Genomic DNA, 12,235 nt, shown 5'->3' with positions numbered 1-12,235 from the left:
GGTCATCCCTTCTTCCCTCACATCCCCCCACTCCTCCAGGGTCACCGCGTATCCCTGGGTCCGCATCCCGGCGCAGACCCAGCGGACCACCACGAGGACGGATTCCGACCTCTTGGTGGTCATGTCCCGACCGGGGAGGACAGCAGAACAGCCTTCGGCAGCCTCACCGGCGCCCTGCGCGGAAGGAACTCGCCGAAACGGTCCCGGCAGCGGCCCACGGGCCGCCCCTGAGCGGCGAAAAGGCTTCGGACCAGCGGCATATCGCCACTGGCCCGAAGCCATCGCAAGCCGCCGTGAGCCGCGCTCACAGCACCGGCATCATCTTCCGCAGCTCAAAGGCGGTCACCTCGGAGCGGTACTCCTCCCACTCCTGCTTCTTGTTGCGCAGGAAGAAGTCGAAGACATGCTCCCCCAGCGTCTCGGCCACCAGCTCACTGCGCTCCATCAGCGCGATCGCCTCACCGAGGTTCTGCGGCAGTGGCTCGATGCCCATCGCCCGCCGTTCCCCGTCCGACAGCGCCCAGACATCGTCATCGGCACCGGGCGGCAGCTCATAGCCCTCTTCGATGCCCTTCAGCCCGGCCGCCAGCAGAACGGCGTACGTCAGATAGGGGTTCGCACCCGAGTCGATGGAACGCACCTCCACCCGCGATGAGCCCGTCTTGCCCGGCTTGTACATCGGTACCCGGATCAGCGCGGAGCGGTTGTTGTGGCCCCAGCAGATGTACGAGGGCGCTTCGCCGCCGGCACCCGCGCTACGGGCCGAGCCGCCCCAGATGCGCTTGTAGGAGTTGACCCACTGGTTGGTGACGGCGGAGATCTCAGCGGCGTGCTTCAGCAGGCCGGCGATGAAGGACCGCCCCACCTTGGAGAGTTGGTACTCCGAACCCGACTCGTAGAACGCGTTCCGGTCCCCCTCGAAAAGGGAGAGATGGGTGTGCATTCCGGACCCCGGGTACTCACTGAACGGTTTCGGCATAAAGGTCGCCTGAACGCCCTGCTCCAGCGCCACCTGCTTCATCACCAGCCGGAAGGTCATGATGTTGTCGGCGGTGGAGAGCGCGTCCGCGTACCGCAGATCGATCTCCTGCTGGCCCGGTGCGCCCTCGTGGTGGCTGAACTCCACCGAGATGCCCATCGACTCCAGCATGGTGATCGCCTGACGGCGGAAGTCCATCCCCACGTTCTGCGGGGTGTGGTCGAAGTACCCGGAGTTGTCGGCGGGAACCGGGCGGCTGCCGTCCAGCGGCTTGTCCTTCAACAGGAAGAACTCGATCTCCGGGTGGGTGTAGAAGGTGAAGCCCAGATCGGAGGTCTTGGCGAGCATCCGTTTCAGTACGTAGCGCGGGTCGGCGAAGGACGGCGACCCGTCGGGCATCAGGATGTCGCAGAACATCCGGGCCGTACCGGGCGCCTCCGCGCGCCAGGGCAGGATCTGGAAGGTGCCCGGGTCCGGCTTCGCGATCATGTCGGATTCGTACACCCGGGCGAAGCCCTCGATCGCGGACCCGTCGAAGCCGATGCCCTCGTCGAATGCCTGCTCAAGCTCGGCGGGGGCCACCGCGACCGACTTGAGGAAGCCGAGCACGTCGGTGAACCACAGACGCACAAAGCGGATGTCGCGCTCCTCCAGCGTGCGGAGCACAAACTCCTGCTGCTTATCCATTGCCACCCAATCCTTCCACCCACTTATTGCTGGTCAAGCCGTCCGCTCCCGCGAGCATCCCACCCATGGGTTTCCGGCACATTGCGCACCAGCACTGAGCCCCATTGTGGGTCAGAGGTCACCTCAGGACGACCCTGAGGCCTCCGGGGCCTGTCGCCCGCTGTTCCAGCCACCCGCCAGAAGCGGTTTTGGCCGCCCCGTATGAGGTGCCCAGCGGCCTCGCTCGCTACGATCAGCGGCCATGAGGAGTTCGCGGCACGGCCTCATCGCGCCCAACGAGCGTCCCGTGGCACTGCTGAGTGCCGTGGCGACGCTCCTCGGCGCGCTCTTCATCTGTCTGAGCCCGCCCGCCGAGCACCATATCTCCGCCTTGGCCGCCGACGATGTGATGCCCGCCTTCTCCTGCCCCTACGAGAACGGGGCCTGTGGGCTGCAACCGACGGTCAACGCCGCCGTGCTCACCTCACCGCCCCCGGAGGGGCCCATCGACGCCGAGGAGCAGGGCGTCCGCTACGACCAGCAGCCCGGCGCCGGCCGTCCGGCGGGTTCCGAGGCGCTGGCCAGGGCGCCGAATCTGCACGTCCTTCAGGTGCTGCGGACCTGAGTTCCGCCCCCCACCTCTCCGCACCCCCATCGATCACCCAGTGAAGAAGGACGACACATCATGGCTTCCCGTAAGACCAGCGATGACCGGCGCGCCCGAATAGAGGCCATGCGCAAGGCCGAGCAGTCCCGTGAGCGCCGCAATCGCGTCCTCACCATCGGCATCAGCGGTGTCGTGGTCGCCTCGCTCATCGGCTTCGGCGTTTATGTGATGAACAAGGAGAGCGAGGAGCAGGAGCAGAAGGTCGCCGAGGCGAAGGCCCCGATCGCGAACGAGCAGACCTGGGACGCGAAGAAGCTCGGCCGCAACCACGTGGACAAGGCCGTCCAGTATCCGATGAAGCCCCCGGTCGGCGGTGACCACCACCATGCCTGGATGAACTGCAACGGCGATGTCTACAAGGAGTCCATCCCGAACGAGAACGCCGTGCACTCGCTGGAGCACGGAGCCGTGTGGGTGACCTACAACGACAAGGCCGCCAAGGCGGACGTGGAGAAGCTGGAGAAGCGCGTCAAGGGCAACCAGTACACGCTGATGAGCCCGGTCAAGGACCAGGCGGGCGCCATCATGCTGAGCGCCTGGGGCAAGCAGATCACCGCGGAGACGGCGTCCGACCCCCGGGTGGACCGGTTCCTCGCCAAGTACGTGCTGGGCGAGCAGACCCCCGAGAAGGGCGCGGCCTGCACGGGCGGCCTGAAGGGCAAGTGAGCGGCTCGTGACCGGGATGACCCGTACGCATTGGGCGGCCATCACCGCGGTCGTTCTGGCGCTGCTCTTCGCGGGAGCGGCGACGGTGGCCACCGCGGGCGATGGCGACGACTCGCGGCCGGCCACTCCGGCGACCGACTCAGCGGACGCCGGGTTCGCCCGCGATATGTCCGTCCACCACCAGCAGGCGGTGGAGATGTCGTTCATCGTCCGCGACCGCACCCAGGACGAGGGGATTCGCCGGCTGGCCTATGACATCGCCAACACCCAGGCCAACCAGCGCGGCATGATGCTGGGCTGGCTGGACCTGTGGGGGCTCTCGGTCACCTCGGGCGATGGCACATCCATGGCCTGGATGGCGAAGGCGGGCAACGGCGGGCATGGCGGGCACTCCGGACAGCGGTCGGCGTCCGAAAGTGGTTCGCTGATGCCGGGGATGGCGACCAAGGAGCAGTTGGAGCGGCTGGAGACACTGGGCGGTAAGGCCGCTGAGGTGGAGTTCCTCCAGCTCATGATCGTGCACCACAACGCCGGGGTGACCATGGCCCAGGGCTGTGTGGAGCTCTGCACGGTGGGGCCGGAGCGGAAGTTGGCCCAGGGCATGGTGGACGCCCAGCGCTCCGAGGTGGAGCTGATGGTGGATCTGCTGAAGAAGCGGGGCGCTCAGGTGCGAACCTGAGTCGCCCGTTCTCAGCTCTGGTCGTTCATGTCGTCCGTCCCGGAGAGCCGCCAGGTGATCTGGGGCGGACGGAGCCCCGCGCATCGGGGCAGCCCCTTGCCGTCGGTGAGGGCGAGCTCGGTTTGGGCGATGCCCCCGGCCGCTGCCCCGGCCGGGAGATCGGCCAGAAAGAGCTTCGCCCTGCGGAACATCGCGAACCGGCCTCCCGGTGGTAGTTCGCCCCAGGTCAGATAGGTGAATCTGGCCCCGGGCCGGCCCTGGACGTAGGGCCCCTTGAAATCGACCGTGCCATCGGCACGGGTCAATGTCTCCACGGGGACTTCGAAGACGACCTCCGCCGCATCGGCCGACACCAACTGGTCCGGGTCCTTGCCGCGCTGGGTGCCCACATGGACATCGCGGTACTCACCGCACGCGCTGCCGGGCAGCTCATAGCCCCTGATCCGCAAGACCAGCCGTGCCATCCCCGTCCCCATCCCCTTCGATCGCCCGTTCATCCGTTCACGCGTTCACCCGTTTGGCCTACAGCGGTCGCGTACGCCCAATGGCCCAATGACGATGAGTTCGCCCGGACCTCTGGTGCCGAGTGGCATCTGTACGCATCTGTACACATCTAGGAGGCGCGAACGCCATGACCACCGCCAAGGACATCATGCACAGCGGGGCACAGTGGATTCCCGCGCACGAGACCCTCGACCGGGCCGCGCAGCTGATGCGCGCGCACCGGGTGGGCGCGCTACCGATCGCCGATGCCCAGGAACGCCTCTGCGGCATCCTCACCGACCGTGACATCGTCGTCGGCTGTGTGGCGCTCGGCCATGACCCGGCCAAGGTGACCGCTGGCGAGTTGGCCAAGGGCACTCCCCGCTGGATCGCATCGGATTCGGGGGTGGAGGAGGTGCTCCAGGAGATGGAGATGCACCAGATCCGCCGGCTGCCCGTGATCGAGAACAAGCGGCTGGTGGGAATGATCAGCGAGGCCGATCTGGCCCAGCACCTCTCGGACGAGCAGCTCGCCGGATGGGTGGAACGCGTCTACGCCAAGGGCTGACCGTCACCCGGCGGGAGCGCTGACGGCGTCGAGTACCGCCCGGGCCACCGCGTCCGGGCGGTCCAGCATCAGCAGATGGCCCGCGGGCCCCACCTCCTGGTACCGGGCCCCGAGCAGCAGTGCGAGCGCCCGCTGCCGGGCCAGCCACCGCCGACCGCCCGCCGAGGCGGCGAGAACGGTGATGGGCAGCCCCGCCGGCAGGGGGTGGCGCTCGCGCAGAGCCAGGAGTTCGGCGGCGACCGCACGGTAGTGGGCGTTCTCCAGGAGCGCGCCGTCGACGACCCGGGTGGTGGCATAGACCCGACGCACCAGATCCGCTGGAGCCGGGTCCGCGCCGCCGGTACGGGCGAGGCGTACGGCAAGGCGCCGGGCGGCCGGCCCCAGGGGTGGTCGGTTGCGGTGAGCTCGCTGGCATGGGTCCGCAGGGGGCCGAGGCCGGTGGGGACGACGGTTTCGAGGGTCCACGCGGTGGGGGCGAGGCGCCCGGGGCCAGCAGGGCGGCGGTCATCCACCTCATGATCGTTCAACGGCCGGCCATCATGGCCGGCATACCCGGAGGGGGTAGTATCCCTAGGCATGGTGACAAGGAACGGTGGATGGGTGGGGCAGCTTCTGCTGCTCATCGCCCTGCTGTTCGGGATCGCCACCATGCATACGGTGGGTCACCCCACTCAGTCCGGTAGCCCTCCGCACACGGCCGCCTCGACGGGGCATCCAGCGGACGGGTACACACGGCCGGGGGCCGGGCACCCACCGGCGCAGACGGCAGAGGCTCAGACGGCCGCGGCGCGGACCGTCCAAACCCCGACCGTCGAAACCCGGACCTCCGAAACGCGGACCGTTGGCGCGCGGACCGTCGAAGCGGCATCCGTACCGCGGGCCCATGGCACAGCGCCCACCTCCACGGCGGCGGCTCCCCACACCTCGACGGCCCTGGCGAGCGCCGAACTCACTTCCACGGCGCCAGCGAGCACCGGGTTCACCGCGACGACCCCGGCGAGCGCCGAGCCCATCTCCACGGTCACCGCCGCCGCGGGCCTTGGGGGCCCCGAGGTCGCGGTGACTTCCGGTCATGGCCCGGCCGGGCTCACCTCCGGCCCGGACACCCACGGCGATGACCACGGTATGAACCCCTCGATGGTCTGTCTCGCCGTGCTCGGCGCCTGGGGCATCGTCCTGGTCCTCACCGGCGGGTGGTGGGGAAGCACCCGGGGTGCCCGGCTGCCCGTGCTCGGCGCCGGAGTGCGGATCAGGCGCACGCTGCGACCCAACCCACCGCCTCCTCGCAGTCTCCTCGCACAGCTGTCGGTACTGCGGACCTAGGAGCGCCTCCGCCGCCTGGGCGGCGGACGCGTACCCGTCCGTACTGCTTCACCGAACATCACCACGAGGTGCACACCGTCATGCGTACACACATCTCCCGTCGCTCCCTCATGGGCGCGTCCCTGGCCGTCGCCGGCACCGGCGTACTCGCCGCCTGCTCCAAGGAGGGTTCGGGCGGCGGCTCCCACTCCGGTCACAGCGGAGGCGGCGGGCAAGGAGGCGCCGGCAAGGACGCCCAGGGCTTCGTCACACCCGATGGCCCGGAGGTCAAGGCCGCCGAGGCCAAGCGCGGCAGCGGGCCGGAGCGCAAGGTGAAGCTCACCGCCATCGCCACGCCCCTTGACCTCGGCGGTGGCCGTACCGTCCGCTCCTGGGCCTACGGCGACCAACTCCCCGGGCAGGAGGTCCGGGTCACCGCGGGCGACACCCTCGCGCTGACCCTCGCCAACAACCTTCCGCAGGCGACCTCGCTGCACTGGCACGGCCTGGCCCTGCGCAATGACATGGACGGCGTGCCCGGGCTCACCCAGCAGCCCATCAAGCCGGGTGCGTCCTTCGACTACCGCTTCAGCGTGGCGCACCCGGGAACGTACTGGTTCCACCCGCACTCCGGTGTCCAGCAGGACCGAGGCCTCTACGCCCCGCTGATCGTGGAGGACCCCAAGGAGCCCTTGAAGTACGACAAGGAGTGGGTCATCGTCCTGGATGACTGGGTCGACGGCGTGGACGGCTCCACCCCCGATGCCGTCCTGACGGAGTTGCGCAAGGGCATGACCGGCGGTGGCCACGAGGGGCACGGCGGGATGGCGCCCATGTCACTGGGCGCCGATGAGACCCCTGACCCCAAGAAGGGGCCCTCGCGGATGATGATGGGCGCCAAGAGCGATCTCCTGGGCGGGGACGCGGGGGATGTGGCCTACCCCCACTATCTGATCAATGGGCGCACCCCCGAGGCGCCCACGTCGTTCGCCGCCCGCCCCGGCGACCGCATCCGGCTGCGGATCATCAACGCCGGTGGCGACACCGCCTTCCGGGTGGCGCTCGGCGGCCATGAGATGACGGTGACCCACACCGACGGCTTCCCCGTCCAGCACGCCCCGACCGACGCGCTGCTGCTGGGGATGGGTGAGCGCTATGACGTCCTGGTCACGGCGAAGAGCGGGGTCTTCCCGTTCACCGCGGTCGCCGAGGGCAAGAAGGCGGCCGCGCTGGCCGTACTGCGTACGGGCAGTGGGGCGGTGCCGAGCGCCGCGGTGCGGCCCAAGGAACTGGAGCGGCGGCTGCTGACCGCGGACAAGCTCCGTGCGCACGCCTCGGTCGCGCTCCCCGACCGCAAGCCGGACCGCACGGTCAAGATCAAGCTGTCCGGTGGGATGGCGAAGTACGACTGGGGCTTCGACGGCAGGGCCTACTCGCCGAACCCCAGCCATGAGGTCCGTTCCGGGGAGCGCGTACGGCTGGTGTTCAGCAATCCGACCGAGATGTGGCACCCGCTGCATCTGCACGGGCACACCTTCGGGCTGGCCAATGTGGCGGGCGGGCCCCGCAAGGACACCGCGGTGATCCTGCCGAACGGGACGCTGAGCGTGGACTTCGACGCCGACAACCCGGGCCTGTGGATGATCCACTGCCATAACGTCTACCACGCCGAGGCGGGCATGATGACGGTTCTCGGCTACCGGAAGTAGGCAGTCGGAGCGGGGTGTGGGGCGATCACCGAGGACCTCTCCACGGGTCGGTCGGTCGTCTCGCGAGACTTCTTCGTGGGACGTCCCACACCCCCACCCAGGACATCGCGTCAGAAAGACGATTACACTGGGCGGCGTGCCTCAACTACGTCTCGCCCTGAATCAGATCGACTCGACCGTCGGAGACCTCGCCGCGAACGCCGAGGCGATCATGCGCTGGACCCGGCACAGCGCCGAGCAGGGGGCGCATCTGATCGCCTTCCCGGAGATGGTGCTGACCGGCTATCCCGTGGAGGACCTGGCCCTGCGGTCGTCCTTCGTGGAGGCGTCCCGGGCCACCCTGCGCTCGCTCGCCGTCCGGCTGAAGGCGGAGGGGTTCGGCGAGTTGCCGGTCGTGGTCGGCTACCTCGATCGCTCCGAGCGCGCCCAGCCGAAGTACGGTCAGCCGGCCGGGGCCCCGCGCAACGCCGCGGCCGTGCTCCACGACGGCGCAGTGGTGCTCACCTTCGCCAAGCACCATCTCCCCAACTACGGCGTCTTCGACGAGTTCCGCTACTTCGTGCCCGGCGACACCCTGCCCGTCATCCGGGTGCACGGCGTCGATGTGGCCCTCGCGATCTGCGAGGACCTCTGGCAGGACGGCGGCCGGGTGCCGGCGGCCCGTTCGGCCGGGGCCGGGCTGCTGCTCTCCATCAACGCCTCACCGTATGAGCGGATGAAGGACGACACCCGGCTGGAGCTGGTCCGCAAGCGCGCCCAGGAAGCCGGGTGCACCACGGCCTATCTGGCGATGATGGGGGGGCAGGACGAGCTGGTCTTCGACGGGGACTCCATCGTGGTCGACGCGGCGGGCGATGTCATCGCGCGTGCCCCGCAGTTCTCCGAGGGCTGCGTGGTGCTCGATCTGGAGCTGCCAGCGGCCGGGGAGATCCCGTCCGGGGTCGTGGACGACGGGCTGCGGATCGACCATGTGCTCCTTACCGCCGAACCACTGCCCGCGTATGAACCCGAGGTGGCCGGCGGATACGCCGAGCGGTTGGACGACGACGAGGAGGTGTACTCGGCGCTCGTCGTCGGGTTGCGCGCCTACGCGGCCAAGAACGGTTTCAGCTCGGTGCTGATCGGGCTCTCCGGGGGTATCGACTCGGCCCTGGTCGCCGCCATCGCCTGCGACGCGCTGGGCGCACAGCATGTGTACGGCGTCTCCATGCCCTCGAAGTACTCGTCCGAGCACTCCAAGGGCGACGCGGCCGAACTGGCCCGGCGCACCGGCCTGAACTTCCGTACCGTCCCCATCGAGCCGATGTTCGACGCCTATATGGGCTCGCTGGAACTGACCGGACTGGCGGAGGAGAACCTCCAGTCGCGGCTGCGCGGCACGATGCTGATGGCGATCTCCAACCAGGAGGGCCAGATCGTGCTCGCCCCGGGCAACAAGTCCGAACTGGCCGTGGGGTACTCCACGCTGTACGGCGACTCCGTCGGGGCGTACGGGCCCATCAAGGACGTCTACAAGACGACCGTCTTCCGGCTCGCGAGGTGGCGCAACCGGGCGGCGCGGGAGCGCGGCCAGACCCCGCCGATCCCGGAGGCGTCCATCAGCAAGCCGCCGAGCGCGGAGCTGCGGCCCGGACAGGTGGACACCGACTCGCTGCCGGACTACGACGTACTGGACCGCATCCTGGAGCTGTACGTGGACCGGGACCAGGGCAAGGACGCGATCGTGGCGGCCGGCTTCGACGAGGAGTTGGTGGCACGGACCCTGCGGATGGTGGACATGGCCGAGTACAAGCGGCGGCAGTACCCGCCGGGCACCAAGATTTCGGCGAAGGGGTTCGGCAAGGACCGGCGACTGCCCATCACCAACCGCTGGCGCGAGTCGACGTCCCACTGAACCATCCGGGCAGCGGGGTGGGCCGGCGGTTGACGGGCCACCCGGCTGCCCCTGCCGGACGGGCACTCGGGGACGTCGGCTGTCCGACGAGCCGACCCACCGCACCCACCGCACCCACCGCACCCACCGCACCCACCGCACCCACCGCACCCACCGCACCCGGGGAGCGTACGGGGTTCCAGGCGCCCGGGGTTCAGAGGTTGACGCTCGCGGCGATCGGCAGATGGTCGCTGTCGGTGCGCGGTAGCGTCCAGGACGACACCGGCTCGACCCCCTTGACCATGATCTGGTCGATGCGCGCCAACGGGAAGGACGCGGGCCAGCTGAAGCCGAACCCGTCCCCGGCGGCCCCCTGGGTCGACCGCATCTGGGAGGTCACGGCGTTCAACGCACGGTCGTTCATGGTGCCGTTGAGATCGCCGAGCAGCACCACCTTGCTGATCCGCTCACGGGCGATGGCCTCGCCGAGCGCATCGGCGCTGTTGTCACGCTGGTTGGCCGTGAAGCCCGCGTGCATCTTGACCCGTACGGACGGCATATGGGCGACATAGACCGCGACCTCGCCCTTGGGCGTCTGGACCGTGGAGCGCAGCGCACGAGTCCAGCCCACCCGGATCTCCACCGGGGAGTTGTCCGTCATCGGGTACTTGCTCCAGAGCCCGACCGTGCCCTGGACCACGTGGTACTTGTAGGTGTCCGCGAGGGCCTCGCGGTAGGTGGAGACCTGGCCCTGGGGCAGTTCCTGGAGCGCGAGCACATCGGCGCCGGAGGCGGCGACGTCCTTGGCGGTACCGCTCGGGTCCGGGTTCTCGGCGTTGACATTGTGGGTGGCGACCGTCAGATCACCACCGCGGGTGGACTTGCCCGTGAGCAGCCCGCCGAACAGGTTGAACCAGACGACGATCGGCAGGAGCAGCACGATCAGGGCGGTGGCTGAGCGCCGCCAGATCGCGGCGATGAGCAGCAGGGGGATGAAGATCACCCCGAGCCAGGGCAGAAACGTCTCGTTCAGACTGCCCAAGTTCCCGATCCGGTTGGGAACCTGCGCATGAAAGATCATCAACAGTGCGATGAACACGGCGGATGCGGCGATCACGATGCCGCGCCGCCAGATGTCCCGATCCCCGCGCCAGCCATCCAGCAGGCGCCGGGCTCGGGATTGGGTGAACCGGTCCCCCGGGTCGCCATTCCCGGTCTCGGTCTCGTACGCCTGCACCATGAAGCCTGTCCTCACTGCCTTGCTGCCGTCATTCCAACCCCGGCGTCGACACTAGGCGATGACGGTACTTGTCTCACCGCCCGGGAGCGGCCGTCCTTTTCGATGACGACGGGACAGCGCGGGTGGTTCCTGGTATTGGGCCAGGTAGAGGTGGTGTGACGGAAGACGCACACGTCAGATGTGTTCCGGCGCGGCGTGGCGCCCAGCCCGCTCGAACGGTCGGCCACGCGCTCCCGGTGACGGCCCGACGCCCTGGGCGCCCGCGGTCGCTGACTCGTACGGACGTCCGCTCGCCTTGCCGTGGGAGCGAGCCCTCCCCCGACCGGGCTAGGGAAAACGAGTGCCCGGTCGGGGACTTGGCGTTGAGGTGCCGTACGCGTCAGGGGCCCGGTGCCACCCCTCACGGCTACCGCCCGGTGTCATGGGCCGACCCTCCAGGGGACTTGGGCGGGCGGAGGCCCGCCAGTACCGCGTCGACGATCTGTTCCGCGCTGTCCTGTGACCAGGTGACCTCCGGCCGGAGCACGGTGCGTACCAGGATCGGCCCGACGAACAGATCTCCCAGCAGATCGAAGTCAAGATCATCCCGGATCTCTCCCTCGGCGATGCCGCGCCGGAGCACCTCGTCCATCTGCCGCCGTCTGGGCTGTACGGAGACCCGATGGTGCATCTCCCAGAGTCGGGGATAGTTCTGCATCTGGGAGAAGACGGTGACGAGCAGCGCTGATGACCTCTTGGCCAGCCCCCGCCGGTGGAGGCTCTGCATCAAGAAGATGAGGTCCTCGCGGACGGAGGCCCCTGGCGCGGGCGGGTCATCCGGGTCCAGGGAGCGTACGACGTCCACGAGGAGCGCCTCTTTGCCTTCCCAGCGCCGGTAGATGGTGGCCTTGCCGACGCCGGCCGTGCGGGCGATGCGTTCGATGGAGAGTTCGGAGAGGGGCACGCCCGCTTCGACCAGGCTCAGGGTGGCCTCGATGATGGAGCGTTCGGCGGCTTCGCTGCGCGGTCGACCACGGCGGGCGGGCGCCGGTTCCGGGGCCGGTTCCGATGTGGGGTCGTGCAGGGGGGTGGAGTCCCTGTCGGGAGACGGTGTGGATACCGACCGGCGGCCTGGCATCGGGACCCGCTCGGCCGCCTGATCGCCACCGGTGGTGTCCGGGGCGGCGTCGGGCGCGGCAGGGGTCCCCTGGCCGTCGCGGTGTTCCTTGGGCCGCTTCTTCAAGGGCACATCCGCTCCATCTCTCTCCCGTCGCCGCGGCCGAGGCCCGGCGCCGCGGTCATGACCACTCGATTCTCCCTGACCGGGAGGGGCGGTATGGCGATCAGTGCTGCTGGCGCGCTGGCGGGCCGTCCTCCGGTAGGTGCGGCACGGCGTTGGCCGGTGAACCGTTCGACTGCGCGGG

General features: G+C 69.1%; 12 protein-coding genes. 7 read left to right on the top strand and 5 right to left on the bottom strand.

From position 1 onward, the window contains the following. Nucleotides 1-304 precede the first annotated feature (304 nt). On the bottom strand, nucleotides 305-1,666 hold the full coding sequence (locus NBG84_RS22475; RefSeq protein WP_250921358.1) for a glutamine synthetase family protein: 1,362 nt from the start codon (nucleotides 1,664-1,666) through the stop codon (nucleotides 305-307). Between the two features lie 241 nt (nucleotides 1,667-1,907). Between NBG84_RS22475 and NBG84_RS22470 the strand changes: the two genes are divergently transcribed. From NBG84_RS22470 to NBG84_RS22460, 3 genes are read left to right on the top strand one after another with little or no spacing between them, the layout of a single operon-like run. After that, complete coding sequence (locus NBG84_RS22470) at nucleotides 1,908-2,270, top strand: hypothetical protein (RefSeq protein ID WP_250921357.1); 363 nt, start codon at nucleotides 1,908-1,910, stop codon at nucleotides 2,268-2,270. Between the two features lie 60 nt (nucleotides 2,271-2,330). Continuing rightward, on the top strand, nucleotides 2,331-2,978 hold the full coding sequence (locus tag NBG84_RS22465; protein WP_250921356.1) for a thioredoxin-like domain-containing protein: 648 nt from the start codon (nucleotides 2,331-2,333) through the stop codon (nucleotides 2,976-2,978). Between the two features lie 16 nt (nucleotides 2,979-2,994). Next, complete coding sequence (locus tag NBG84_RS22460) at nucleotides 2,995-3,657, top strand: DUF305 domain-containing protein (protein ID WP_250921432.1); 663 nt, start codon at nucleotides 2,995-2,997, stop codon at nucleotides 3,655-3,657. 11 nt (nucleotides 3,658-3,668) lie between these two features. Here the strand turns inward: NBG84_RS22460 and NBG84_RS22455 are convergent, their stop codons facing one another. Then, entirely contained in the window at nucleotides 3,669-4,121 is a 453-nt protein-coding gene (locus NBG84_RS22455) for a DUF5990 family protein (protein ID WP_250921355.1), read from the bottom strand. Between the two features lie 167 nt (nucleotides 4,122-4,288). On the opposite strand from NBG84_RS22455, the gene NBG84_RS22450 reads away from it, so the two are divergent. Then, on the top strand, nucleotides 4,289-4,708 hold the full coding sequence (locus NBG84_RS22450) for a CBS domain-containing protein (RefSeq protein ID WP_250921354.1): 420 nt from the start codon (nucleotides 4,289-4,291) through the stop codon (nucleotides 4,706-4,708). 3 nt (nucleotides 4,709-4,711) lie between these two features. On the opposite strand, the gene NBG84_RS22445 is transcribed toward NBG84_RS22450, so the two are convergent. Then, nucleotides 4,712-5,017 carry a hypothetical protein gene (locus NBG84_RS22445; protein WP_425608682.1) on the bottom strand — a complete coding sequence of 102 codons (306 nt, stop codon included), beginning with the start codon at nucleotides 5,015-5,017 and terminating at the stop codon, nucleotides 4,712-4,714. Nucleotides 5,018-5,308: 291 nt separating this feature from the next. Between NBG84_RS22445 and NBG84_RS22440 the strand changes: the two genes are divergently transcribed. The 3 genes from NBG84_RS22440 (at nucleotide 5,309) to NBG84_RS22430 (ending at nucleotide 9,613) form a co-directional block, all read left to right on the top strand. After that, the gene (locus NBG84_RS22440) at nucleotides 5,309-6,031 is read left to right on the top strand and encodes a hypothetical protein (protein ID WP_250921353.1); all 723 of its coding nucleotides are present in this window, start codon (nucleotides 5,309-5,311) and stop codon (nucleotides 6,029-6,031) included. 80 nt (nucleotides 6,032-6,111) lie between these two features. Next, the gene (locus NBG84_RS22435; RefSeq protein ID WP_250921352.1) at nucleotides 6,112-7,719 is read left to right on the top strand and encodes a multicopper oxidase family protein; all 1,608 of its coding nucleotides are present in this window, start codon (nucleotides 6,112-6,114) and stop codon (nucleotides 7,717-7,719) included. Nucleotides 7,720-7,855: 136 nt separating this feature from the next. Then, complete coding sequence (locus NBG84_RS22430) at nucleotides 7,856-9,613, top strand: NAD+ synthase (protein ID WP_250921351.1); 1,758 nt, start codon at nucleotides 7,856-7,858, stop codon at nucleotides 9,611-9,613. A 193-nt stretch (nucleotides 9,614-9,806) separates the two neighbouring features. Here NBG84_RS22430 and NBG84_RS22425 read toward each other — a convergent pair whose 3' ends face one another. After that, complete coding sequence (locus NBG84_RS22425) at nucleotides 9,807-10,832, bottom strand: endonuclease/exonuclease/phosphatase family protein (protein ID WP_250921350.1); 1,026 nt, start codon at nucleotides 10,830-10,832, stop codon at nucleotides 9,807-9,809. A gap of 406 nt (nucleotides 10,833-11,238) precedes the next feature. Beyond that, nucleotides 11,239-12,060, bottom strand: coding sequence for a TetR/AcrR family transcriptional regulator (locus tag NBG84_RS22420; protein WP_308312103.1), 822 nt, complete (start codon nucleotides 12,058-12,060; stop codon nucleotides 11,239-11,241). Nucleotides 12,061-12,235 lie beyond the last annotated feature (175 nt).

Source organism: Streptomyces albipurpureus, assembly GCF_023701525.1.
Lineage (GTDB): Bacteria > Actinomycetota > Actinomycetes > Streptomycetales > Streptomycetaceae > Streptomyces > Streptomyces albipurpureus.
The sequence above is the reverse complement of the archived record's forward strand: the minus strand, read 5'-3'. Positions and strand labels throughout refer to the sequence as shown.

Coding starts and splice junctions, on each gene's coding strand:
- NBG84_RS22460 (WP_250921432.1), top strand. CDS start 2,995: ATGACCCGTACGCATTGGGCGGCCATCACCGCGGTCGTTCTGGCGCTG.
- NBG84_RS22450 (WP_250921354.1), top strand. CDS start 4,289: ATGACCACCGCCAAGGACATCATGCACAGCGGGGCACAGTGGATTCCC.
- NBG84_RS22435 (WP_250921352.1), top strand. CDS start 6,112: ATGCGTACACACATCTCCCGTCGCTCCCTCATGGGCGCGTCCCTGGCC.
- NBG84_RS22425 (WP_250921350.1), bottom strand. CDS start 10,832: ATGGTGCAGGCGTACGAGACCGAGACCGGGAATGGCGACCCGGGGGAC.
- NBG84_RS22470 (WP_250921357.1), top strand. CDS start 1,908: ATGAGGAGTTCGCGGCACGGCCTCATCGCGCCCAACGAGCGTCCCGTG.
- NBG84_RS22455 (WP_250921355.1), bottom strand. CDS start 4,121: ATGGCACGGCTGGTCTTGCGGATCAGGGGCTATGAGCTGCCCGGCAGC.
- NBG84_RS22475 (WP_250921358.1), bottom strand. CDS start 1,666: ATGGATAAGCAGCAGGAGTTTGTGCTCCGCACGCTGGAGGAGCGCGAC.
- NBG84_RS22465 (WP_250921356.1), top strand. CDS start 2,331: ATGGCTTCCCGTAAGACCAGCGATGACCGGCGCGCCCGAATAGAGGCC.